Below are 24,239 nucleotides of genomic sequence, written 5' to 3'. Positions count from 1 at the left end.
TAGAAAGATTAATTCATTCAGGTGAGGATAGGCGAATTGTGAATGTTTATAGGAATTGATGTAGGGGGCACCACCACGGATGCGGTGCTTATCCGAAACGGAAATGTATACAGTACGACCAAGGTTTCAACTGAGCGAGGGAATCTTCTTAAGTCTCTGCTCAATGCCCTTGATGAGGTCAGCAGAGGAGTTCCTCCGGAACAACTCGAAAGGGTGGTTTTCAGTACAACCGTAATAACAAATCTTATTGCAGAGGGTAAAACTGATCGTGTGGCTCTGCTGCTCATTCCGGGCCCGGGCGTTAACCCTGAAAGTTATGTTTTTCCAGACAGTTTCTACCTTAAAGGAGCTATGGATTTCAGGGGAAGGGAGATCCAGCCCCTCGATGAAGCTGAGGTTCGGGAAACGGTGAGCCATATTAAGGAGCAAGGTTTTTCCAGAGCTGCCGTAGTAAGCAAATTCGGACAGAGGAACCCTTCCCACGAACTCAAGATAGAAGAAATCCTCAGGGAAATGTATCCGGACTGCAAAGTAGATCTCGGGCATAAGGTTTCGGGAAAACTGAATTTCCCGAGAAGAATCGCAACCTCTATGCTGGCCTCTGCAACAGGGGAACGTTATCAGGAGTTCGTCGCAGAGATCAAAAAAGCCCTTGGAGAAAGGAACATCAGGGCTCCCGTATACATCCTTAAAGCCGACGGGGGGACTCTGCCGATTGAAAAATCCGTAGCTTTCCCTGTGGAAACTATTTTTTCGGGGCCTGCAGCAAGCACGATAGGAGCTCTCGCCCTTACCCCTGAGGGACAAACATCTGTTGTAGTGGACATAGGTGGAACCACTACCGACCTCGCTCTTATCCTTTCCGGAAAGCCGCTTATTGCCTCCAAAGGTGCAAAACTTGAAAACTTCCTTACCCATGTCCGGGCTTTTGCCGTCCGCTCTATGGCGGTAGGAGGAGACAGCATTGTAAGGGTTAGGGAAACCGACGATGGGGTCAGGCTGGTAACCATAGGCCCAGAAAGGGCAGGTCCTGCTTACTGCATGGGTGGGGAAGAACCAACCCCTACGGATGCCCTGAGAGTGCTCGGGCTTGTCGAGGTTGGGGATCTCGAACGTGCAAAAGAGGCAGTTGCATCCGTAGCCTCCAGTCTCGGGAGATCCGAAACAGAAATCGCTTCCCTTATAGTGGACACAACTGCAGGGATTATTGAAAAAGCTGTCAGGGAAATGTTTCTTGAATGGGAACAGGAACCTGCTTACAGGATATGGGAAGTCCTGCAGAGGAAAAAAGAAAAGCCTGAAAATGTGGTCGGAATTGGGGGTGGAGCAAGAGGCCTGATTTCAGTAGTCGCAAAAAAACTGAACGCCAAACCAATTATTCCCGAATATTCGGAAGTAGGAAATGCCATAGGGGCAGCTGTTGCAAGGCCTACTCTTACCCTTAACCTGCGTATCGATACTCAGCAGAAGGTTTATTCGGTAGCTGAGGAAGGAGAGATTGTAAGCCTTAACTCAACGGATATCGGGAATTTCAATAAGATGCGCCCAGAGGAAGCCGAAGCTCTTGCAACAAAACTCCTCAGGGAACGCGCAAAAAGGTTTGGGATTTCCGAGTATGCAGACGAAGCCGAGATTACTAACAGTGAGGTCTTTAACGTGGTTATGGGCTGGTCTACGGTAGGAAGGCTTTTTGATGTGAGTATGCAGATCCCGGCAGGCCTGATTCCCGAATGGAAGAGGAGGGAATAAGCATGAAACTCGGGTTTGGGAAAATTAGGGATGCTCTCAAAAGCGGAGCCGAAAAAAATACCGGGGAAGAGAAAAAAGAACGGAAAGAAGAGGAACTAGAGCCTGATAGAATTGGGGAAGTTACAATGAAAACAAAAACTTCAGAGCAGAAATCTGAAGATGCATCCAAAACTGAATCGAAAAATGAACCTGAAAATGAACCTGAAAAAGAACCCATGATTCCGGCAGACAGAACAGGAGCAACAAAGACAGGCCTTATTTTCTTCCCGGCTTTTGACTGGGCAATTTCTCCAACTCACCCGGAAAGAGAGGAACGCCTCCTTTATACGCGGGACCAGATCTTTGAAGAAGGGCTGATGGACCTTCCGCAAATCGCAGAGTATAAGCCCCGCCTTGCGGATTTCAAGGATATTGCCAGAGTCCATTTCTGTATCCCCGATATAGAAGCCCAGGCTACAACCCCTCACCGGATTTCAGTAGGCAGCTGCCTGGTCCTTGCTGATGCACTCATGCGAGGAGAGGTTAAAAACGCTTTTGCCCTTGTCCGCCCGCCGGGCCATCATGCCATGACAGTAGCTCACGGAAACCGCGGTTTTTGCAATATCAATAATGAAGCAATCCTTGTTGAGTACCTGAGAAAAAAGTATGGGATCCGCAGGATTGCAATTGTGGATACTGATGTCCATCACGGGGATGGGACACAGGAGATTTTTTACAACGATCCTGATGTGCTTTTTATCTCCTTTCATCAGGATGGAAGGACGATATTTCCGGGATCTGGATTCGTTAACGAGCTTGGAGGTCCGAAAGCCCTTGCCAGGACAATCAACATTCCTCTGCCGCCCGGGACTCCGGATAAGGGTATCCTTTACGTGCTTGATACACTGGTGCTGCCCATTCTGGAGGACTTCAAACCCGAACTTGTCCTCAATTCCGCAGGGCAGGACAACCATTTTTCTGACCCGCTTGCAAACATGCGCTTTTCCGCGCAGGGATATGCAAAACTGAACGAGAAACTTGCCCCTGATATGGCAGTGCTTGAAGGAGGCTATGCTATCCAGAGTGCGCTGCCTTATGTAAATACAGGAATAATCCTTGCCATGGCCGGGCTTGACTATTCCTGCGTAAAGGAGCCTGATTTTAGGCCTGGGATGTTTGTCCAGGCTGCAAGGGACAGGCAGGTCCTTGAGGAAATTGTTGCTACCCAGCTTGAAAACTGGAAAAACCGGGACAGGCTTGTAGAGGCAGAGGTTGCAAAACACGGAGACTTTTACCGCCGGAAAAAACAGATTTTCTATGATACCGATATGATCCAGGAATTCCAGGAGGAAACAATCAGGATGTGCCCTGACTGCCAGGGTTACGTAACCATAGACTCCCAAGCCCACAGGAGCATAAACGATACCAGGATTTTCGGGGTTTCGGTGCCAATCTATGCCTGTGACCGTTGCCAGGCTGAAGCCAGAGAAGAGTACGAAAAAAGGCTCACTTATCCAGAATACGAATACGTGTACCTTCAGGATAAAAAAGCGGATGAATATAGAGAATACAATAGAAGGACAAAACAGGAAACATCATATTGAAACCTAGAAAAATACCTATTGGGAAAAGGAACCAGTTTACTATCTGGGTATTGAGAATCTTTGCAGGTTCCGACTCACCTCCTGATAAACCTTGATGAATCAGTAGAGGCTGGAGCTTTTCACTTATTTTAATTTTTATATTTTTTTTTCTCCAGTCTCGCCACTTTTAAGAATCTTTTTCCATCCCAGTGAATTTTTTTTATGTTTTATTTTTTACATTTTTCTTTTCAGGAGTATACACACTATGCTAAGAGAACAATTTAGAGAAGAGGCCGCTTTTTTCAGGATAAACACTGTAAATATATTAACTTTTCTCTTAACTATTAAAATAATTATGTTAACCATGAAAATAGATTTAACAGTTTGAAATAATTTTACTTATTCAGCTGGATAATTTCAGCATAAAATGAAATGAGTCTTGGATGTCTAAAATAAATATAGCTCTTTTAATCCTGATTTTTCTGAAAACATTACTTTAGAAAATTATTAAATAGAACCAGTACGTTTATATTATACATGTAGTTAATTCCTAATTAATTGTGGAGAGTATCATAATAAATTTCTTCTATTTTTAGGGAGGGATTAAAATAAAGATATTAAAAATATTACTATTAACCATTCTCATATTCACACTAAGCTCCTGTGCGGGGGCAGCGGCTGAAATTCATGCTAATTCTACTAATCCGATACAGACCGCAGTGGACAGTGCAAATCCAGGCGATGTAATTCTCGTAGCACCCGGAACTTATACAGAGAATATCATCATAAACAAAAATGACCTGGTAATAAAGTCAGAATACGGGAACCCTGCAAACACGATAATTGCAGCTAGCAACTCAGGTGCAAATGTAATCACCATCCAGAACAGAAATAATGTAACAATTAAAGGGTTTAAGATTACTGGAGCAGGAAATGACAACTCAGGAATCTATTTGACCGGAAGTACTTACTGTACCATTGAGGACAACATATTACACAACGATGCTCTTGGAGTATATCTTAAGACTTCCCATAATAATATTATTCGCAATAACACCGCCAGTAAAGACCTCAATGTAGGCACGGGAAGAGGGATCAACATTGAACAATCCGATTACACCAATGTTTTGAGCAATACGGTTTCAAACCAGAGGTACGGGATTTATGTATCCGGCTCAAAGGATAACATCCTCTCAGGAAACGCCGTGAGTCAGAGTGCTGACCACGGAATAGTTCTGGAAAACACAATCGACAGTACTCTCGAAAACAACGTTGCAAACTCAAACCAGGACTATGGGATTTATCTGTCAAGTTCAGAGAGCAACATCCTTAGAAGCAACACAGTGTTCAACAATACTAACGGCATTAACCTGGTATCTTCCTCCGGGAACACAATCTCGGATAACACGGTATCAGATGATGCTCTGGTTTCTCTCACGCATGGTATCTTCATGAATACTTCTCATAATAATAACCTGCAAAGCAATACAGTTTCAAATGTTGACTATGGAATCGCCATGCGGTATTCCAACAACAACAGCCTTGTCAACAATGATGCACATAACAATAACAGAGGTATTTACCTTACCTTAACTTCCAGTATAAACACGCTTTCAGGAAATCTGGCAAATTCAAACTTAATGAACGGCATAGTTCTGGATAAAGCCGGCAACAACAATCTTATCAACAATATCGCCAGGTTGAACAGTGCTGATGGCATCGTTCTCGGGAATTCAAACAACAATAACCTGACCAATAACAACGCATCTGAAAATAACAGAGGAATACATTTACTCACGGTATCCAGTGGAAACACACTTTCAGGCAATATAGTAAACTCGAATACTGGCCATGGTATTCTTCTCGAAAACGTGGGCAACAACAACAACCTCTCTGGAAACACTGCAGCTTCAAACAGTATTTATGGAATCTACCTGGTGAATTCCAGCAATAATTACCTGCTCAGCAATATAGCCCCACGCAATTCTAAAGGGATCTACATAATGAATTCTAGTGGGAATACGATTTCTAACAATACTCTCTCGGATAATATCGACGATGGGATAATGCTTTCACTTTCCAACAGCAACACTCTTTCAGGAAATAGGGCTTCTAACAACAACTTTGGAATTTCTTTGGACTCTTCCGGAAGCAACAGTATCTCAAGCAACATTATAACTTCGAGCAGGAACTTCGGTATTTTCATGTGCTCCAGAAGTTCTAATAACCAGGTTGTAAACAATTACTTTAGTAACACCGCGAATACAAATGTCAGAAACACTTCAAACGTCTGGAACACGGATAAAACTGAAGGTAAAAGTATCGCTGGTGGACCATACCTTGGCGGAAATTTCTGGGGAAAACCTGATGGACAGGGACACTCTCAACTCAACAACGATACAGATGGAGACGGCATTACTGAGGTAATATTCACAACAACCAACGTTATAGACTATCTCCCGCTTGTAGCTGTCGCTGCACCGGTACGTCCAGATGCAAACTTCAGTACCAACGTTAGCAGCGGATATGCTCCTCTAACTGTTCAGTTTACTGATCTTTCAGAGAATTCAACTTCTGTAAGCTGGGACTTTGACAATAACGGAGTTATTGATTCCACAGTAAATAATCCAGTTTATGAGTTCACTGTTCCAGGAATTTATACCGTTAATCTGACGGCAAGCAACCCGAACGGCACGGACTCAAAAACTTCTGATATAAACGTGCTTGAAGAAGGAGAAGAAGAAAATGAAACTAAAATTCTTCCCGTAGCAGACTTTACAGTAAATAAGACCAGTGGCTATTACCCCCTCACAGTTCTGTTTACTGACACATCACAGAATGCAACCTCGAGGAGCTGGGATGTTAACAATGATGGAATTGAGGATTCAAACGAAACAAGTTTTGTTTATGTGTACCCTTCTGCAGGGACTTACACCGCTAAACTGACTGTGATCAACGCAAACGACACTGATACAAAAACTATTCAGATAGCTGTAAATAGGAAAAGCAGTGGTGGAAGCCGCAGTGGTGGTGGCGGTGGTGGCGGTTCTCCTGAATCTTCAAGAAACATTGAAGTAAAGGAACTTTCCCAGGTCTTCATTACAAACGGAAAAGCTGTACAGTTTGACTTCACGAAAAAAGCAACCTGTGTTGTGTATGTGAGTTTCGATTCAAAGAAGACCGTGGGCAAAACCACAACCATTGTTGAACAGTTAAAAAATAAATCTACCCTTGTTTCGGAGTTACCTTCGGATGAAGTCTATAAGTTCTTTAACATATGGGTTGGCAACAGCGGGTTTGCAACCTCAAAGAACATCGAAAACCCTGTAATTGGCTTCAAGGTTGAAAAGGCCTGGGCCCAGGATGAAAAGATAGACCAAGCTTCGATTACCCTGAACAGATTCAGCAACAAAACATGGGAGCAGTTGCCAGTCAGCCTGTCAGATGAAGATGAAGAATACCTGTACTTCACAGCTGAAACCCCGGGCTTTTCTTCCTTCGCAATAACAGGGAAGGCAGATAACTCTCAGGAAGAAACTGCAACTGAAATCCAGCCTGGAGATGAGTTTGACAACTCTGAAGAGAACACGGAGGATACAGGATCGGAAGCTGATCAGGAATCCGAACAGGGAGAAAGTACAGGTATGCCGGGCTTTGAGCTGGTTTACGGTGTGGCTGGTCTGCTTGCAGTACTCTTGTATAAGAGGAAATAAATAGCTAAACTAAATAAGCTAAATTAAATAAGCTAAATTAAATAAGCTAAATTAAATAAGCTAAACTAAATATAAATAATATATTTAAATGTAGAAAAAAGAATGATGGAGGTTTGATACCTTCATCCTGTTTTTATTTTTTTTTCCTTTTTCTTTCAAAAAGTGAAGAAAGATATCGGCTCTATCTTATTCTTTTTTTTATACTATTTTCACCTTACTTTTGAACTCATGTTCTTGAGTCTGGTTCAACAGATTGTTCTACAGATTGGTTCAACAGATTGTTCTACAGATTGGTTCAACAGATTGGTTCAACAAATTGGTACTGATCTGCTCTTTTTCGCTTACTTTTTGGGTTATTATTCTGATATTATTTTCTAATAGATTTATATTATCCCATGTTTATATATTGTTGGTAAATATAAAGAAGAATTATTAATAATATCTGAAGTGGGGGATTCATATACACAGGTTTATTGATATATTTTTAACCTTGCTTGTCTTTACGATAAGCTCGGGTATCGGAACTGCAACTGAGATTATTGTCCAGCCAGGGGAATCAATACAAAATGCAGTTAATAAAACTGTTCCGGGGGATGAGGTTGTCGTAAGTCCCGGAAGCTATACTGAAAATCTCAGAATAATGACAGATGATCTGGTTATAAGGTCAGCCTCAGGGAACCCAGAAGATACGATAGTTACGGCGAACAATAAAGCTGAGGATGTATTTTATGTCGAAGCAAATAACGTAGTAATTACGGGGTTCAGCATTAATGGTGCCGGAACTGACCGCGCAGGAGTTTACCTGATAAGGTCCAGTAACTGTACCATCGAAAATAACAGGTTAGCAAACAACACACTGGGAATATACCTTAAACAGTCAACTCACAACCTTATCCTCAACAACACAGCAGTAGATGGTAAGAGGGCAATTAATATCGAAAGATCAAAATATAACATGGCTTCGGGAAACACAATTTCGAATCAGAGGTTCGGAATATATTTGCTTATCTCCGAAGGTAATATGCTCTCAGATAATAAGGTAAGTATGAGCATTGATCATGGTATTGTCCTGGAAAGTTGCAGTAACACCAGCCTTGAAAACAACACTGCAATTTCAAACGAAGATTACGGAATCTATCTTTCAAGTTCAAGTAACAGCAACCTGAAAGGTAATACGGTAGATTCCAACACAATCTACGGCATCTATCTCAGAGATTCAAGTGGTAACAACTTGACAAATAACACAGCATTGAACAACAGCAGAGGCATTTACCTGTTAAGGACAGGTGAAAGCATGCTCTCGGGTAATGTAGTCTCAAATAACGGAAATGGTATCCGGATCACATCTTCAGGAAACAACAATGTTCTGGAGAATTCAGCTTCGGATAACGTCTTATCTGGAATATCTATCTTAAACTCTACTAACTGTAATATAAATGAAAACATACTGTCGAACAACACAATTGGTATATACCTGGCTTTTTCCAGTAACAGTACTGTCCTTAATAACAGTATGCAGAATGGGGGAAGAGGACTTTACCTGCAGGATTCCAATTACAATACGCTCTTAAACAACACAGCTTTGAAAAACAGGTATGGAGTTTACCTGCTGCGCTCAGGATGGAACGTACTCTCTAACAGCAATGCAAGCGAAGGTAATGACCACGGTATTGTCCTGGAAAATTCAAGCAACTATAACGACCTGACCGGCAACATAGCAAATTCTAACCGTGCTTACGGTATATACCTCAAAGGTTCAGGTAATAATAACTTAAACAGCAACGAAGCTTCCGGCAATAATAGAGGAGTTTACCTCACAACCTCGAACAAGAACACGTTTTCAAAAAATACTATTTCGGACAACAGCGAATATGCAATCCTGCTGGCTTATTCCTTAGAAAACAATATCTCAGGAAACGAAGTTTCCAACAGCAACCGGGGCATCCACCTGATAACTTCCAGCGATAATAAGATTTCAGGCAATGAAATAGTTTCAAACGGTGTTTCAGGTCTTTATATGACTTCCACAAGCAACAACAATACCGTGTTTAATAACTACCTGAATAACAACGTTAACGCAGATATTAAGCCGGGAAGCTTTGGGAACGTCTGGAACACAACAAAAATCGCAGGCACAAATATTGCAGGCGGACCGTACATAGGAGGAAACCTCTGGGCAAAACCTGATGGTACTGGCTTTTCCCAGACTGCAACGGATACAGATGGAGACGGCATTGCTGATGGAGTGTTCAGTATCTCAACCAGCGGCTATACGGATTACCTCCCGCTTGTAGTTGTTTCTGAACCAGAACAATCTACAACTCCAGTAGATTTAACAGATGGCCAGACGGAGACACCTACAAATGATCAAACAGAAATATCTGCAGATAATCAAACGGAAACATCTCCAGATGAAACATGGATATCTCCAGATGAAACATGGGTACCTCCAGACGAATCTGAGTGATCTCCAGACTAACCAGAGACAGCTACAAACTAAACAAATACAATTACTTACGAAAATAGAAACTTATGAAGTTGAAACCACTTATGAAAATTGAACCATGATCAACAAAAAGGGGCTAACATAAGCCTGGTTTCACAGAGATAGTAATTTACTAACTCAACCAACAAGAAATGAGGTCGGGAGAAGGAATGACCCTTCATCCTGATTATTTCTTTATCTTACTTTTTTCCCTTATGTATAAAAAAAATTTGTTCATAATACTCAATTATTCAAACTTACTTTGTATTTCGCTTAACCGTTTTTTCCCTATCTCAATAAGGTTCATCAGTTTCATATACTCATTTTCCGGGACAACACTGCCTGGAAACAGAGATTTCACAACACTCCCGTCAGAGTAAAGCAAAATTCCGTTCCAGGCTGCAAAATGAGTGGTGGACAGGTACTCACAGGGAAGTTCCCATCTTGATTTTACATTATTAAAACCTTCAAAATGGTAGAAAACGGTTCCGTTTTTCAAGACCCTGGTAAATTTCAGGAGCGCGTCAGCCATACTCTCACCCGGTTGTTGTTATGAAAAAACTGAAAAGGGAGAAAAATAAAGACATAAGAAGTAAATTTCCGTTTTTAAGGCTCTTTTTGAAAGCTGTCTTATTAAGAGGCTACCTTTTTAAGGCTTCTTTTTTAAGGCTTCTCATGAGCCTGTCAAAGGGCAGTTAAAACCCGGGTAGTTAAAACCCGAGGTCAGTTACTTTTTCTCCTTTTGCACTGGTAACGGTTACGGAAATGTCTTTAAATTTGGGGACTCCTGTACCGCCTGTTTCATCCGAAACCAGCATATTGGACCAGGGACTGTTAGGCATATATGCGATGCCTCGGTGAGAGGGCTCGTATCCGGATTCCTCAGCCCTGACCACAATTGTTCCGAAAGAGTTTTTCAGGGTTACTGTGTCGCCTTTTTTCACGCTCAATTGCTTGAAGTCGGTAGGATCCAGTTTTATTACGGCCGAGCGGTCCCTGTATTCTTCCCCAAAACGGTTTTCAATCATCGCTTTGTCCTGAAAGATGTCCCTGTAGGTTATGATCCTGACCTTTATTTCAGGGGTTTTAAGAAAAGATCCGAAATCCATCAGAGAGCCTCCATTATTTTTTTGAGAACTGCTTCATCCGAGAGCCGTGTTGTTTCAACAACAGGTTTAAAGTCTACCTTTACCCCATCCATACGCGTGGCACTTCCTCCTGATTCCACCCCGCTGATTGCAGTGTTGATATAGACCTTTGCACTTCTGGAGGTAAGGGTTTCGCAGGGGTCAAGTGAAATGACTGGAATTTCAAGCAGATTCTTTGCAATAGACCTGGGAAGGCTTGAAAGAGGGTCAGAACCGACGATAAGGGCTGCGTCCACGGTTTTTGCTTTAAGGGATTCAACGATCGAATATTCGGGTCCATGCTTCACAGTGCCATCTTCGAACTTTACACTGTTCACATGCCCTGTTTCCTCAAAGAGGTTTTCATTAAAGCCCCGCATGTTGTAATGTCCTACCATAGGTATCAGGTGGAAATTTGCTTTTTCGTTCAGGGTGTCCATAAGCCGGAAAAGGGGTTCAAGGTTTTCCAGGGAGTAGACCAAGCCAAGCCCTACAAAGACTACCCCGAATTTTGCCCCTTTCAGGATATTCGCCAGTTCAAGAATCCTTTTAGGGGGGAAGTTGTAGGACGTTTTTGGAAGCTTTCCGGAAAGCCCTGCAATAAGGGCGTCGATGAACTCGGCATCTCCTCCTGGCGGGATCTGGAAGAAATTATTCCCGCAGATCTTTGCGGTATGGGATTTCCGAACATCTATTGCAATTGCAGTCCTCTCTTCTTCCCATCCCCGCTGCTTTTCTGCGCCCCTTGGGAAATAGGAATGTTTTGAAAGGTGGCGGGGGTGAGAATCCGAGGGGTCTGCTCCCCAGAAAATGGTAACATCGGCTTTATTTCTCACATCGTCAAGGGTACATGTCTTGAACCTGTTTTGAAGGAGGGATTCAACCACACGCCCCAGGCAGAATGAAGAAGTATCATCAAGGGTTGCACTGGTTTTTTTTGCAAGCTCTATTGCAAGTTTCTGAGTCTCGTTGGTAGAAGTCCCAAGCCCGAAAATCAGGGGGTTTTTTGCATTCTTCAGGATAGCTGCAGCCTCACTGATGGCAGTTGCTTCATCAACAGGCTTGTTGTCAACCCGGAAAACTGCATTATCCCTTCCTTCTTTCATGTGGGCTACCCCAACCCTGCAGGCGGTATAGACTTTGTTTACTATGTTCTTTTCAGACTCGACCTCGATATCGTCGCAGAGCATCCCACAGCCTGTGCATACATTATAATTTTTTTCCATCCTCTTTACCTCACACAAACTCGATTGCCTCTACAGGGCAGGTCACTATACAGCCGTTACAGAGGATCTTGTTCTTCCCGAATCTACGGCATTCCTCTACATTCTGGGCTTTGACAACTCCGTCTTCTACGACCAGGACCAGCTTCTTAGCATTCCTGGGGGCATTTCCCGAGCCTACTCCATAGGGATCGTTTGCTACATTAGGAGGGCAGGCAACCACACAGTTTCCACAACCAAAACAGAGTTCTTCATGCACTATGAGTCCGGTTGAAGTTGCTCCTTCTGACGCCTTGAAGAGGCTGCTGATCTTTTCGTAGTTTTCTTTGTATTTAGGTTCCTCTTTAAGGGGCGGGCAGTCATCAGCTGTTAGCTCGCGAGCCATAAGGGCAACTGCAAACGCCATACAGGAGTTTTTTCCACATTTTTTGCAGTTCGTTTTTGGAAGCATCTGATAAAGTTCCATTGCATTTGTCATTCCAGATCACCCTTGAGTCAAATTTATTTTATAGTTTATTAAAGATATGGCAGTTAAAAAGATGGCAGGTCAATACCACACCAGGTAACTACATCAGGTAAATAGTGTTTGTACATTCTATTGTGTGAATGTATATGCCAGTGTGAACCGGAAATATTTTATTAAAGAATATCCGGTTTGAAGGAAATGCTATCTAAAAATATTGAGTACCTAAGAGCATTGAAGTACAATGTTAATAGATTCAATAAAGAAATGAATGTAATCCACCTTAAACTATTGCTTTTTAGTTCTCAATGTTAATATTAATTAGCAGTGTTAACAGTCTTCAGAGACTTCAAACTCCCAAATAAGGTTCTTGCGTATCCTCTTCAAATTTGAGGAAGGATCTTCCACCTGCAAGATAGAGATCAATTTTATCACACAGTTAGATCAATTTTATCATACAGTTAGATCAATTTTATCACACAGTTAGATCAATTTTATCATACAGTTGTTTCGCTTTATATGCTTCATGAGCATGTTTTTCAGACTCAGGTATATTTTTAGATATTCAACAAATATGTGAAATTTACTTTTCCCTATACATTTTGAAGAGAACACTGTTTTGCCTTTTTGCAGGCTGAAAGAAAGGTATTTCAACTTAAGTGAAAAGATTAGAGTGGCTGGAAGTGGGCAAAAAGTATTTATATCAATTGTCCTTTCCCACTTTCGCTAATAGTATTTAATTAGTATTTAATGCCTGCTTTTGGAGCAGGTCTGGCAGAACAAAGTCAGATCAGGTAGACTTAAAGAAAAGTTCACAGTGGCAGTTTCCGTCTTTTTCAATTTCATCTTTATGATAAATACAGGGACAAACTATTTTTTTATCCTCATTCTCGTCCCCGGTTACTATCCTGCAAGGGCAATAACGCTTCCCAAACTTTTCAACCCTTGAAGCAAGCCCGTCAAGAACATAATCAAGAGCTTCTTTATCCGGGTTAAGCCTGTAGCCTGCTTTGCTTGCGTATTTTTCTGTCCATTCATACATTTTGTCTTTTACTTCATCGTGTTCACTCATGTAGAGTTCCCTCCTGTTTTTGTAAGAGTGATACTGTTATTCGGGAGAAGGTCATACACGGAAATATTATTGGAGAATCAGAAGCATTCCTGTTCTTGCACAATTGCCGTAGATGTGTTCCCCTTTCAGGTTTCTTAAGAATTTTTTTAAACTTCCGTTCACAGGAAATTCCCGCATACATATAAATTATTAAGCAACAATTCGGCACTGACCGATCGATTACGAATTAAGCTTTCAAACTATAAAATCAATTGGTGAGCATCGTAATCTTCGATCAGCCATTCTGAGATTACCCGATTAAATAACCAGATTTTTCCCGGGAATTTAAACACGGGCTTTAACAGGAATCCGAAAGTTAATATACATGCAAGTATTATATTGATATATAAATATCAGACGCAGTATATAAATAATGTGGTATATGCCTCTTTAAAATAACGGATTAAACAGATTGTACATAGCTTAAATAGTTCATCATACATTATTATATGAGGCAGTGTAAAATTATTCTGCCTATTTGGCCTATCAGGGAGCAGAACCGGGGTTACCTTATGATGAAATTACAGTTGCTTTAAAATATTTCTGCTCATGCCTGCAATGAAGCTGAAGGAAGGCAAACCTGGAAAGCCACCGGGAAATAACACTAAAAAGGCTGATGATTCTGAATTTTTTATTATAGGGTTGCCGGTCAGAGGCTCAAAAAACTTTTACAAAATAAAGGTTTTGATTTTGTACAAAACGGCTACCTTTTTATCCTGTTTGAGGGAAAATTTATATTGAGATTTATAAAACACAAATTCCACAAATGCCCGGTAAACTTAAAGAAAAGCCTTTCCAGAGTTGTGATAAAAACACACTGAACCAGGGCTACACAGGACCTTCTTTTTTCTGCACTGGCAGAAATCATGCGCAGGAAAACGTTCCTGAATTATAATTCTGAAATTTTAACTTATAAATGATATAAATAAAAAGAATCAAAAGATATATCAGAATTCGATCTCTAAAAATATTCATAAATATAAGGAGTCAACAAACATGCGAATCGGAGTCTACGTTTGCCATTGCGGACTGAACATTGCAGGAGTAATTGATGTTTCAGCCCTTGAAGAAATGGCGAGTAAACTGGAAGATGTGGTGCTTTCCCGGGATGTACAGTTTCTGTGTTCCGATTCCGGACAGGAAGGCATCATTAAGGATATAAAGGATAACAAAATCGACAGGGTTGTGGTAGCTGCCTGTTCCCCCAGGTTGCACGAAAAGACCTTCAGGCATGTCATGGAAAAAGCCGACCTTAACCCTTACCTTCTGGAAATGGTAAACATAAGGGAGCAGTGCTCCTGGGTGCATGCAGACGACCCGCAGATGGCGACCCAGAAAGCTTTTGACCTTATCCGGATGGGGGTTGCAAAGGCCAAATTCCTCAAAGAGCTGAGTGCAACAAACTCAAAAGCCAGCAGAAATGTCCTTGTCATAGGTGGAGGGGTTGCAGGAATTGAAGCCGCTTTAAACCTTGCAGAAGCCGGTTTTCCCGTAACCATGGTAGAGAGGGAGTCTACAATCGGAGGTAAAATGGCCCTGATGAATGAAGTATTCCCAACAAACGACTGCTCTATCTGTGTGCTTGCCCCCAAAATGACGGATGTGCAGAACCACCCGAACATCACTCTTTACACCTACTCAGAAATTACCGATATTTCAGGATCCGTCGGAAAATTCCATGTAAAAGTCAGGCGCAAACCTAGGTTCGTGCTCGAGGACAAATGTAAGGGATGTGTGGACCTCTGTGCCGGGGTGTGTCCCGTGGAAATAGAAAACCCCATGAACTACGGAATTGGAAAGACCCGGGCTATCTACATGCCAATCCCCCAGTCCGTCCCCCAGGTGGTTCTCATCGATCCTGACCACTGCGTGGGCTGCGGACTCTGCCAGCAGGCGTGTCCTGCAGAAGCTGTAGATTACGAACAGAAGCCTGAGGAAATTGAATTTGAAGCAGGAGCTGTAATCGTTTCTACGGGCTATCAGCTCTTTGATGCTTCCAGGAAAAAAGAATATGGTTTTGGGAAATACCCGGATGTCATCACGAACATGCAGCTTGAGCGGATGTTGAACTCTGCAGGGCCCACCGGAGGGAGGGTCCTCAAGCCCTCTGACGAAAAACCCCCTAAAAGCGTTGCATTCATCCAGTGTGTGGGATCCAGGGACAAAACCGTGGGTAACGAATACTGTTCTCGCGTCTGCTGTATGGCCGCGCTCAAGAACTCTCAGATGATTAAGGAGCGTTACCCGGACACGGAAGTCACCATCCACTACATCGACATCCGGGCAGCCGGAGAGATGTACGAGGAATACTATATCAGGACCCAGGGAATGGGCGTGGACTTCATCCGCGGGAAGGTAGCGGAAATCTATCAGGGTGATGACGGCAGGCCAGTTCTCCGCTATGAAAACACTCTGGAATGCCGTCCCGAGGAGGAAGCCTATGACATGGTGGTTCTCTCTACAGGTTACGAACCCGCCAAAGCTGCAGAAGGGATATGCAGGATGCTGAACCTTGCCCGGAGGCCGGACAGATTTTTCGCCCCCGCCCACCCTAAGATGCGTCCTGTAGACGCCCCGGTGAGTGGTGTTTTCCTGGCAGGCTGCGCCTCAGGCCCCAAGGAAATCCAGGTTTCGATCGCTCAGGGAAGTGCCTGCGCTTCAAAAGCAATGCAGCTTCTAGGGACCGGGGAGCTTGAAGCCGACCCAATGGGAGCGCATGTTGATCCCGAAAAGTGTATTGGGTGCAGGACATGTGTGGATGTCTGCAAGTTTGGAAAGATCAGTATTGTCGACAAAAAAGCTGTTGTGGACGAGGTTTCGTGTTACGGCTGCGGAGACTGCAGTGCAGCATGTCCTGTAGGGGCAATTCAGATGCGGAACTTTGAAAACGAGCAGATCCTTGCGCAGGTAAGAGAGGCAACTGCCCATAAGTCCCAGTGTCCTTTTATTGTAGCTTTCCTCTGCAACTGGTGCAGTTATGCCTGTGCAGACCTGACAGGAATGTCAAGGATCCATTACCCGACAAACATCAGGGTCATCCGTACCATGTGTTCTGCAAGAGTAAACCCGGAATTCGTGCTTGAAGCCTTAAAAGGCGGAGCTGACGGGGTGCTTGTTGCAGGCTGCAGGATGGACGAATGCCACTACATTCACGGAAACTTTGATGCAGAAAAGCGAATGGATGTCTTAAAAGAAATCATAAAGGAAATAGGGCTTGATCCGAAAAGGCTCAGGACCCTCTGGATCTCGGCTGCCGAAGGAGAACGTTTCTCGAACACAATCACCGAGTTTGTAAAAGAACTCGAAGAAATAGGACCCATAGGAACCGAACTTAAGCAGGAATGTACGGGAACCGGACCGGAGGAGGTGGCACAGTGAGCGAGAAACATTCTGAAGAGTGTCCCGAAGAGTGCCCAGAGCAGGAAACTCATGTATGTGGCGGGTGCTGCTGCGGAGCTGGAGAAAATGAAAAGCCTGAAACCGGAGAAAAAGACGCAGAGAGATGCGAATCTGATGAATCCGGATCAGGGAAATTTGAATCTGAAGAATCCGGATCTGAGGAGTTCGAGTTCGAAGAACCGGTAGAAGCAGGGGCTGAAGAAGTCGAAGGTGAAAATCAGGAAAAAATCACAGTTACAACCAGCATGGACCTGCAGGGGACACATTTTCTCTATACGCAGGCAACTGAGAAGTCCCTCAAGACCCTTGATTACGACTATAAGCGCTGCAACGGTTGCGGGATCTGTGTGGAGATCTGCCCCACAAAAGCCCTTGAACTGGGACCCATACATGAGATTGCAACCGGGCTTGATGCTCCTCCTGTTATGATGGACCTTGATAAATGCACCTTCTGCAGGATGTGTGCAAACCTCTGCCCTGTGCATGCCATTTCCTTCGAAGCTGTGGGAGAGGTCCCTGATGAAAATCAGTACCCAAAATACGATACTTATGTACATATCAACGAGAAATGTCTTCCCTGTCTCCTCTGTGAGGGAGCCTGCCCGCAGGACGCGATAGAGGTCGAGTTCACCTTTCCTAAAAAAGAAGAGATTGCTCCCTTTAAGGAAGGGGTAAAGGGTGAAATCGAAATCGACACTGAAAAATGTAACTTCTGCGGGATATGTGCCCGGTTCTGTGATGCCTTTCTCCTGCTTGAGCGCGAGCCTACCCCTGAGAACCCTGTACCTTTTGAGCAGCTTCTTGTAGACGAGGATAAATGTGACTACTGTGTACTCTGCCAGGATATCTGTCCGGAAGAGGCAATAAAGGTTAAAGGGGAGCGCCCCTGTGAAGCCCCGAAAGTGGAAGGCAATGTGAAGGTTGACGAGCTGAAATGTACGCAGTGCGCCCGTTGCCAGGCTGTCTGCCCCTATGAAGCTGTTGACCTGCAAAAGCCCATGGAAGGGGAATTGAGCCTTATTGATGTAAACCTCAAAGAGTGCGACCCCCAGGGCTGCCGCGGTTGCTTCAATGTCTGCCCCTCGAATCTCTGGTACGTCCCCACAGATCCCGAAGACCCTCGAAAGATAGCTTTTGCCGAGGATTACTGCACTTACTGTGGAGCCTGCGTGAAAGCCTGCCACCTTGGAGCTATAAAAGTAGAGAGATCTGATGTCCACCACACAGAGATTCCGGATACACCCTGGGCTACCCAGTGGAGGGATGCAATCGAATCCCTGAAGACCGGAGTCAGGAAAGGGGTTGACCACGCCGTCTTTAGAGAGACTGAAACCCTCAAAGCGCAGAAGTTTATGGGCATAGAGCCCCCATGCACCGATGAGGAAACGCTTGCAGTCGTGCAGGCAAAGATAGATTCTCTCATGCCTGTCCTTAAGAGTGCAAGAGTCAGGAAACTCTGGGAAACCGATTCTTCGGAAAAAACCACAGAAGCTGTGAAAAAGAAGATGGAAAGCTGAAGAAAAACCGATTGATGCAGATGCAGAAGATCAAAACCTGAGGTTGAATGTGATTTTTCGATTCTTTGCCTCAGGTTCTGCACTTTTCACTTACAATCATTACCGGCACCTTGCAGTGCCGGACAGTTTTTTCTGCCACGCTGCCGAGCAGCAGCCTGTCCAGTCCTGTCCTGCCGAGAGTCCCCATAACAACAATATTCATCTTATTCTCTTCGGCATAACGGATCAGTTCGTCTGCCGGATGTCCTTCAAGCAGGATGAGTTTCACATCGACTCCTTCCATTTCTCCTGCCCTTTTGACATAACTAACGGCTGAGTGTCCTTCTTTTTTCAGGGCTTCATTCATCCTTTTCCAGTCAAAATCGACAGCCATCGAAGAGAAATAATCCGTGGACACCACATATACCGCATAAACAGTTCCTCCACTCAAGCGGGCAAGCTCTATCGCATTGTTAGCAGCCATCCTGGAACAGACCGAACCGTCGGTTGCGATCATTATTTTCTTGAAATTAACGACTCCCATAAAACAACACCCAATTACACTATGTGCCTGTAAGAAATATAATTGCATCGGGGTTCAGGGAGTGAAAAGATAAAAGGATGATTTCGTTTTGGGGGTGAAAAGGTCAGGTAACTAAACAAAGGTCATCTCAATGCAGCAAAAGTATTATTGTCCCTATTTATAATAATACAATATATGAAAATAAGCGACGAAAACTATAGGCTCTTGGAAAAGAAAGCAAAAGAACTGGGTGCAAAAAGCGTCAGGCTTTTTCCCGCAGAAAATATTGTGGTTGAAGACCGAACTATTCTGAAGTGCATATTTGGCTGCAACGGCTACGGAAGCCGGGTCTGCCCACCTTATATCCCAACCGTGGGCGAATTCAAAAAGATGCTTGCTAACTACGACTGGGCCCTCCTCGTTGAATGGAAATCCAAAAACGTTTTTCCCCGTGAAGTAAGTGAAAACTTCATAAAATTCAGTGTCGAACCCCCCGAAAACGAAGAAACGAAAAACCAGTTTTTTGAGAATTTAAAGACCGTAATGAAAGACCGAAAAGAAACAATCCAGCCCGGAGTCCTCGAAATCGAAAAACTCGCCTGGACTCTTGGCTACAACACCGCCCTTGCCACCTTCCCCGGCATGTGTACCTGGTGCGCCACAAGCGACTATTCTGATGTGAAATGTGCCGGCGACAAAGGTCCCTGCCACCACCCAACCCTCCGCAGGCCCTGCCTTATGGGGCTTGGGGTGAGGATGGACAAGACGCTTGAAAAACTGGGGACTCAGCTTCAGAAGTTTCCGATGGATGATACGAGCCCATCGCCATATACGCTGGTTTTGCTGGATTGAAAAAGGGGAAACTAGGTTTTAAGATATTCTGCTTATTTTTTCCAGGGTGTCGGTTCAATACCATGCCCTTGAATTCCATCTTTTTCACTGAAGTAACTCCAAAGCTATACTTCTATATATGGGAGGAAATTATAATATAATTTATGGAAGACTCCCCCAAAAATTCCCCCACCGCCTGGATACAAAAGGTTCTATTTTTGAATGATCGCAAAGTAAATACTGATGTATTGGTTGGAGCATTGATGCATTTATTCCTCATTCTTTGCCTGATCATTTTACTATACATGTTAGGTAAACAGTTCATGTTAATATAATAAATAAAACTGTGCCGGCACAGCTCCTTACCCAGGCAACATTACCAGCCGCTGAGATAGAAATCCATTTGTATTCAAGAGCTGGCTCCTCGATTTGAGTCCAATCACGCTCAAACTGCGCTTTGATTTCTTCCGGACCTAGACGTTTTTCGTCTGCACCGGTACCGTAAATTACAACATCTGCGTCCGGCGCAATAAGGGACATTGCACTATTCAGGTCGCGTCTGGCGTAACTCTCTGCAAATTTATCAAGGACAGCTTTGACTGCTTTTTCAATCACACTATTTGCTTTTATACTCTCTTCCCCAAAATAATTTATTAGTTTGGAAAATAGATTGGAATTAATTCATATAAAATATTTGATAGTTTGACAAAGGTCCCGATTTGCAGGAAAAAATGGGAGATTATTCCTGTTTCACACATAAAAAAACAAAAGTTAAAAGTTCAATACCTTCTACTATTCCTTTTTCTGTCTTTTTACTGGATTTCCGGAATAGATACCTTTATACATTCTACCACACCTTTTACATTCAGTTTCTTACACATAAATAACCGATAACTGCTAATGCAGCACCTAAAAGAGCTAAGAGAGGAAACAAGCGCAGAAAGAGTGTTTAAAAAGGAAAAGGAAAATAGCGAGCCGATGGACTTAAAAGTGAAGGGAGAGCAAAAAGAGCTGGATTTGAAGGATTAATTAAAGAAAAGCTAAAGGAAAACTAAAGAAAAACTAAAGAAAAACTAAAGAAAAACTAAGGGGAAGACTAAAGTAAAAATCAGAGAGATTTAATATGGATTAAGGCGCCTCCTGCTTAGATTCGGGTGAAAATATGGAAAAATACGATTACAGTGAACTTGGGCTGAAAGCCGGGCTTGAAATTCACCAGCAGCTGGACTCAAAAGAGAAACTGTTCTGCAGGTGTCCTACCCTGATAAGGGACATTGGGGATTCGGACTTTGAGTTTTTCAGGTATCTCAGGGCTACGGAAAGCGAGATGGGAGAAAAGGACAGGGCTGCGGTGGAGCAGACCAAGATCAGGAGAAAATATGTCTACAAGGCTTACGATACGACCTGCCTTATAGAAAATGATGAAGAGCCTCCAAGAGAACTCAATATGGAAGCTCTGGATATTTCCCTCGGGGTTGCAAAGCTCTTCAACATGAAACCTGTTGACCAGATGCATGTAATGAGAAAGATCGTTGTGGACGGGTCAAATACCAGCGGCTTTCAGAGGACTGCATTTCTTGCAAGCGATGGGTATATTGAAACTTCGGAAGGATACTGCGGGATTGACAGCCTCTGCGTTGAAGAAGAAGCTGCCCAGAAAATCGAAGAAATAGGAGATTCAATAGTCTATTCCCTGGACAGGCTCGGGATCCCGCTTGTAGAAATTGCAACCGCGCCTGATATCAAATCTCCGAGGCAAGCCCGTGAGGTTGCGGAGTATATAGGGATGCTCCTTAGGTCTACGGGAAAAGTAAAGAGAGGGCTTGGCACGATCAGGCAGGACGTTAACATCTCAATTGCCAGAGGCGCAAGAGTCGAAATAAAAGGAGTCCAGGCCCTTGACCTCATAGAAGACATCGTCCGCAGGGAAGTTGAAAGGCAATTGAACCTGCTTTTTATCAGGCAGGAACTCCTTGAAAGAAAAGCCTTTGTTTGTGAGGAGATCTATGATATTACAGGGCTTTTCATGGATACGAAGTCCAAGGTCCTGCAAAAAGGTGTAAAGAAAGGAGCAATACTTGCTGCCCACCTGAAGAAATTCAACGGGCTTGTAGGCAAGGAAGTACAGCCAGGTAGGAGGCTCGGGACTGAGTTTTCGGATAGGGCAAAGACTGCAGGTGTGGGAGGAATTTTCCACACGGACGAACTTCCGAACTACGGAATAACTGAAAAGGAAGTACAGGCTGTCAGGGACGCTATTGGTGCAGGTCCTGAGGATGCTGTTGTCATGGTCGCAGATGAACCTGAAAAATCCAGGCTTGCAATTGAGGCAGTAATTAAAAGGGCAAAAGAAGCCTTTGAGGGGATCCCTGAAGAGACTCGAAAAGCCCTGCCGGAAGGAAATTCTGCTTATATGCGCCCTCTTCCCGGTGCGGCAAGGATGTATCCTGAAACCGATGTTCCCCAGATCGAGATATCACAGGAATATTTTGATTCCATAGAACCTCCGGAACTCCTGACAGAAAGGGCAAAGCGGTTTGCTTCCGAAAGCGGCCTGAATAAAGAGCTTGCCGAAAAAGTGGCTTATTCAAGGTATTTGCCTCTCTTCGAGGCTCTCCTGGAAACTTACAGGAAGGATGCAAATGTTAACTCAACCCTGATTGCCAGAACCCTTGTGGGAATCGTCCCTGAGATAAGGAGAAACGGGGTTGAGACGGACAACCTCACAGATGAACACTTCAATGGACTTTTTGCAGCTATTTCAAACCAGGAAATTGCAAAAGAAGCCAGTCAGGATCTCCTGGCAGCCCTTGCAAAAGAGCCTGAACTTACAACTCAGCAAGCGATTTCAAAGCTTGGTCTGAGCGCCTTTGACCCCGAAGAAATCGAAAACTTCATTAAAAAGATGGTCAGGGAAAGAGGAGATTTCATCAAAGACAAAGGTCCAGCTGCTCTTGGCCCTCTCATGGGTGTTGTCATGAAGGAGTACAGAGGTACGGTTGACGGAAAGGTCCTGAACAATATGCTGAAAAAAGAAATAGATAACTTTATCAATCAGGGATAAAACCCTGACCTTTTTTCTGCATTTGCTATTAAATTTTCTGTTATTTCTGTTTATTTCTTTTCTTTTCCTTCCAGATTTTCCTTCCAGATTTTCCTTCCAGATTTTCCTTCCAGATTTTCCTTCCAGATTTTCCTTCCAGATTTTCCTTCCAGATTTTCCTTCCAGATTTTCCTTTCAGATTTGCCTTTCAGATTTTTCTTTTTGATATTATTTCTTTCACATCTTTCAGAACTTTTTCAAAAACAAAAAAACACTCTTTGCAGAAAACAGCTAAAATTATTCTAAAATCCAGGCAGCTTGTGAGAAAATTTCTTTATGTAAAATAACTTTTTATATTAACTAAAATATTTTCTTACTTACAACATAAAAAATCAGTTGAAAAGTATGCTCTAATGGTATTTCAAAACCATACGATATCAGATGACTTAATTCCTGTCTGCCGGGGTTGAGCTTGCAAAAAGGGGATAGAAGTATGAAAATATACCTTAGTTTAGCATATAATGGTTTCATATAGAAGCTACCAAAAATGCAACTGAACTGCAAAACCTCTTAATGGGAAATGAGGAATTCGATGTTCCTTTGATATTGCAAATCATAACGTTGCGGAGAACCCCCCCTCCATGAAAGTGCTGCTTGTCGACGACGACCCTGTATTCCTGGAGCTATCAAAGACGTTCTTGGAAGTGATCCACGACATAAACTCCGATACGGTGGAACCTGCAGGACAGGCTCTTGGGAAGTTAGATGAACTCTCCTATGATTGTAGTTTCGGATTATGATATGCCTTATATGGATGGCATTTCATTTCTGAGAACTATCCGTGATAAGAGAATTAATATCCCTTTCATCCTGTTTACAGGAATGGGCAAAGAAGAAGTTATAAGCCGAACTATCGAAAACGGTGCAGATTCCTTTGTTCAGAATATAGGAGATCTTAAAGCTCAGTACTCCGAACTTTCACAGAGGATCTGGCAGACTGTTAGCAGTAGGTCAGAATACTGAAGATCATGAAGAAAGAACCTGAATCTATGAAAGAAGCAACTTTAGCTTCTGTCAGGTACAGGCATGATAACCATATTTAATCCAGCACTTTTGGTAACCAATTTTTGGTAACCAATTTTTGGTAACCAATTTTTGGTAACCAATTTTTGGTAACCAATTTTTGGTAACCAATTTTTGGTAACCAATTTTTAGTAACCAATTTTTAGTTAACCGTTTTTAGGTAACCGTTTTTAGGTAACCATTTTTAGTTAACCTTTTTTAATTAACTATTTTTTAATAATCATCATTCAAGCAATGCTTACCCCCTCTTTTTTATAGTAATCTTAATAACCTTTTTATCTGCCTCATCTTTTTATCTACCCGCTGAGACTTCCGGCGACAAAAAAATCAACCATATAAAGGTAGAAGGTCAGTCTTTCTTTTCATTCATTTCTGCTATTGCTGCGAGAAAGTTTTAAGAAATCACAGTAGAAAGCCCTGAATATATTTAG

General features: G+C 43.1%; 20 protein-coding genes. 13 read left to right on the top strand and 7 right to left on the bottom strand.

The window, feature by feature from the left end:
- Window positions 1–42 precede the first annotated feature (42 nt).
- From MSWHS_RS09935 to MSWHS_RS09920, 4 genes are all read left to right on the top strand, one after another.
- Window positions 43–1,749: a hydantoinase/oxoprolinase family protein gene (locus MSWHS_RS09935; protein WP_048159002.1), complete on the top strand. Its 1,707-nt coding sequence runs from the start codon at window positions 43–45 to the stop codon at window positions 1,747–1,749.
- Window positions 1,750–1,751: 2 nt separating this feature from the next.
- The gene (locus tag MSWHS_RS09930) at window positions 1,752–3,332 is read left to right on the top strand and encodes a histone deacetylase (protein ID WP_048159001.1); all 1,581 of its coding nucleotides are present in this window, start codon (window positions 1,752–1,754) and stop codon (window positions 3,330–3,332) included.
- Between the two features lie 698 nt (window positions 3,333–4,030).
- Entirely contained in the window at window positions 4,031–7,024 is a 2,994-nt protein-coding gene (locus MSWHS_RS09925) for a NosD domain-containing protein (RefSeq protein WP_231585377.1), read from the top strand.
- A 490-nt stretch (window positions 7,025–7,514) separates the two neighbouring features.
- Window positions 7,515–9,491: a nitrous oxide reductase family maturation protein NosD gene (locus tag MSWHS_RS09920; protein WP_231585376.1), complete on the top strand. Its 1,977-nt coding sequence runs from the start codon at window positions 7,515–7,517 to the stop codon at window positions 9,489–9,491.
- A 265-nt stretch (window positions 9,492–9,756) separates the two neighbouring features.
- Here MSWHS_RS09920 and MSWHS_RS09915 read toward each other — a convergent pair whose 3' ends face one another.
- From MSWHS_RS09915 to MSWHS_RS09895, 5 genes are all read right to left on the bottom strand, one after another.
- Window positions 9,757–10,041 carry a hypothetical protein gene (locus tag MSWHS_RS09915; RefSeq protein ID WP_048127587.1) on the bottom strand — a complete coding sequence of 95 codons (285 nt, stop codon included), beginning with the start codon at window positions 10,039–10,041 and terminating at the stop codon, window positions 9,757–9,759.
- 178 nt (window positions 10,042–10,219) lie between these two features.
- Window positions 10,220–10,618 carry a molybdopterin dinucleotide binding domain-containing protein gene (locus tag MSWHS_RS09910; RefSeq protein WP_048127589.1) on the bottom strand — a complete coding sequence of 133 codons (399 nt, stop codon included), beginning with the start codon at window positions 10,616–10,618 and terminating at the stop codon, window positions 10,220–10,222.
- A complete protein-coding gene (locus MSWHS_RS09905) occupies window positions 10,618–11,862 on the bottom strand; it encodes a formylmethanofuran dehydrogenase subunit B (RefSeq protein ID WP_048130315.1) in 1,245 nt (414 codons plus the stop codon). The genes MSWHS_RS09910 and MSWHS_RS09905 overlap by 1 nt, the downstream gene beginning before the upstream one ends.
- A gap of 10 nt (window positions 11,863–11,872) precedes the next feature.
- Window positions 11,873–12,337, bottom strand: a complete 465-nt coding sequence (locus MSWHS_RS09900) for a (Fe-S)-binding protein (protein ID WP_048127591.1) — start codon at window positions 12,335–12,337, stop codon at window positions 11,873–11,875.
- 775 nt (window positions 12,338–13,112) lie between these two features.
- Complete coding sequence (locus MSWHS_RS09895; protein ID WP_048127593.1) at window positions 13,113–13,394, bottom strand: ferredoxin-thioredoxin reductase catalytic domain-containing protein; 282 nt, start codon at window positions 13,392–13,394, stop codon at window positions 13,113–13,115.
- Between the two features lie 588 nt (window positions 13,395–13,982).
- Here MSWHS_RS09895 and MSWHS_RS20330 point away from each other — a divergent pair.
- The 4 genes from MSWHS_RS20330 to MSWHS_RS09885 all read left to right on the top strand — a co-directional run bounded on the left by MSWHS_RS20330 (window position 13,983) and on the right by MSWHS_RS09885 (window position 18,349).
- Window positions 13,983–14,174, top strand: a complete 192-nt coding sequence (locus MSWHS_RS20330) for a hypothetical protein (protein WP_156148107.1) — start codon at window positions 13,983–13,985, stop codon at window positions 14,172–14,174.
- A gap of 25 nt (window positions 14,175–14,199) precedes the next feature.
- Window positions 14,200–14,328, top strand: coding sequence for a hypothetical protein (locus tag MSWHS_RS22010; protein ID WP_255353681.1), 129 nt, complete (start codon window positions 14,200–14,202; stop codon window positions 14,326–14,328).
- A gap of 101 nt (window positions 14,329–14,429) precedes the next feature.
- Window positions 14,430–16,811 carry a CoB-CoM heterodisulfide reductase HdrA2 gene (gene hdrA2 / locus MSWHS_RS09890; RefSeq protein WP_048127595.1) on the top strand — a complete coding sequence of 794 codons (2,382 nt, stop codon included), beginning with the start codon at window positions 14,430–14,432 and terminating at the stop codon, window positions 16,809–16,811.
- Window positions 16,808–18,349, top strand: coding sequence for a 4Fe-4S binding protein (locus MSWHS_RS09885; protein ID WP_048158999.1), 1,542 nt, complete (start codon window positions 16,808–16,810; stop codon window positions 18,347–18,349). Before hdrA2 ends, MSWHS_RS09885 begins: the two co-directional genes overlap by 4 nt.
- Before the next feature lie 70 nt (window positions 18,350–18,419).
- Here MSWHS_RS09885 and MSWHS_RS09880 read toward each other — a convergent pair whose 3' ends face one another.
- Window positions 18,420–18,872 (bottom strand): universal stress protein, encoded by a 453-nt coding sequence (locus MSWHS_RS09880; RefSeq protein WP_048127599.1) that lies wholly within the window; start codon window positions 18,870–18,872, stop codon window positions 18,420–18,422.
- Window positions 18,873–19,046: 174 nt separating this feature from the next.
- Between MSWHS_RS09880 and MSWHS_RS09875 the strand changes: the two genes are divergently transcribed.
- On the top strand, window positions 19,047–19,703 hold the full coding sequence (locus MSWHS_RS09875) for a DUF2284 domain-containing protein (RefSeq protein WP_048158998.1): 657 nt from the start codon (window positions 19,047–19,049) through the stop codon (window positions 19,701–19,703).
- A 300-nt stretch (window positions 19,704–20,003) separates the two neighbouring features.
- Here MSWHS_RS09875 and MSWHS_RS09870 read toward each other — a convergent pair whose 3' ends face one another.
- Window positions 20,004–20,297: a nuclear transport factor 2 family protein gene (locus MSWHS_RS09870; RefSeq protein ID WP_048127604.1), complete on the bottom strand. Its 294-nt coding sequence runs from the start codon at window positions 20,295–20,297 to the stop codon at window positions 20,004–20,006.
- Between the two features lie 285 nt (window positions 20,298–20,582).
- Here MSWHS_RS09870 and MSWHS_RS22005 point away from each other — a divergent pair, with 285 nt between their 5' ends.
- The 4 genes from MSWHS_RS22005 to MSWHS_RS09855 all read left to right on the top strand — a co-directional run bounded on the left by MSWHS_RS22005 (window position 20,583) and on the right by MSWHS_RS09855 (window position 23,748).
- Complete coding sequence (locus MSWHS_RS22005; RefSeq protein WP_255350494.1) at window positions 20,583–20,711, top strand: hypothetical protein; 129 nt, start codon at window positions 20,583–20,585, stop codon at window positions 20,709–20,711.
- A gap of 133 nt (window positions 20,712–20,844) precedes the next feature.
- Complete coding sequence (gene gatE, locus MSWHS_RS09865) at window positions 20,845–22,746, top strand: Glu-tRNA(Gln) amidotransferase subunit GatE (protein WP_048127605.1); 1,902 nt, start codon at window positions 20,845–20,847, stop codon at window positions 22,744–22,746.
- A 626-nt stretch (window positions 22,747–23,372) separates the two neighbouring features.
- Window positions 23,373–23,525, top strand: a complete 153-nt coding sequence (locus tag MSWHS_RS21565; RefSeq protein ID WP_231585375.1) for a response regulator — start codon at window positions 23,373–23,375, stop codon at window positions 23,523–23,525.
- Entirely contained in the window at window positions 23,491–23,748 is a 258-nt protein-coding gene (locus tag MSWHS_RS09855; RefSeq protein WP_231585374.1) for a response regulator, read from the top strand. The genes MSWHS_RS21565 and MSWHS_RS09855 overlap by 35 nt, the downstream gene beginning before the upstream one ends.
- The last annotated feature ends 491 nt before the right edge of the window (window positions 23,749–24,239 follow it).

Source organism: Methanosarcina sp. WWM596 (assembly GCF_000969965.1).
GTDB lineage: Archaea > Halobacteriota > Methanosarcinia > Methanosarcinales > Methanosarcinaceae > Methanosarcina.
Note: the sequence above shows the minus strand (reverse complement) of the source record. Positions and strands in the feature narration are given on the sequence as shown.

Bases quoted from the DNA above. Each gene is read 5' to 3' on its own strand.
- MSWHS_RS09935 (WP_048159002.1), top strand. From the start codon at position 43: ATGTTTATAGGAATTGATGTAGGGGGCACCACCACGGATGCGGTGCTT.
- MSWHS_RS09930 (WP_048159001.1), top strand. From the start codon at position 1,752: ATGAAACTCGGGTTTGGGAAAATTAGGGATGCTCTCAAAAGCGGAGCC.
- MSWHS_RS09915 (WP_048127587.1), bottom strand. From the start codon at position 10,041: ATGGCTGACGCGCTCCTGAAATTTACCAGGGTCTTGAAAAACGGAACC.
- MSWHS_RS09910 (WP_048127589.1), bottom strand. From the start codon at position 10,618: ATGGATTTCGGATCTTTTCTTAAAACCCCTGAAATAAAGGTCAGGATC.
- MSWHS_RS09905 (WP_048130315.1), bottom strand. From the start codon at position 11,862: ATGGAAAAAAATTATAATGTATGCACAGGCTGTGGGATGCTCTGCGAC.
- MSWHS_RS09900 (WP_048127591.1), bottom strand. From the start codon at position 12,337: ATGACAAATGCAATGGAACTTTATCAGATGCTTCCAAAAACGAACTGC.
- MSWHS_RS09895 (WP_048127593.1), bottom strand. From the start codon at position 13,394: ATGAGTGAACACGATGAAGTAAAAGACAAAATGTATGAATGGACAGAA.
- MSWHS_RS20330 (WP_156148107.1), top strand. From the start codon at position 13,983: ATGCCTGCAATGAAGCTGAAGGAAGGCAAACCTGGAAAGCCACCGGGA.
- MSWHS_RS22010 (WP_255353681.1), top strand. From the start codon at position 14,200: ATGCCCGGTAAACTTAAAGAAAAGCCTTTCCAGAGTTGTGATAAAAAC.
- hdrA2 (WP_048127595.1), top strand. From the start codon at position 14,430: ATGCGAATCGGAGTCTACGTTTGCCATTGCGGACTGAACATTGCAGGA.
- MSWHS_RS09880 (WP_048127599.1), bottom strand. From the start codon at position 18,872: ATGGGAGTCGTTAATTTCAAGAAAATAATGATCGCAACCGACGGTTCG.
- MSWHS_RS09875 (WP_048158998.1), top strand. From the start codon at position 19,047: ATGAAAATAAGCGACGAAAACTATAGGCTCTTGGAAAAGAAAGCAAAA.
- MSWHS_RS22005 (WP_255350494.1), top strand. From the start codon at position 20,583: ATGCAGCACCTAAAAGAGCTAAGAGAGGAAACAAGCGCAGAAAGAGTG.
- gatE (WP_048127605.1), top strand. From the start codon at position 20,845: ATGGAAAAATACGATTACAGTGAACTTGGGCTGAAAGCCGGGCTTGAA.
- MSWHS_RS09855 (WP_231585374.1), top strand. From the start codon at position 23,491: ATGAACTCTCCTATGATTGTAGTTTCGGATTATGATATGCCTTATATG.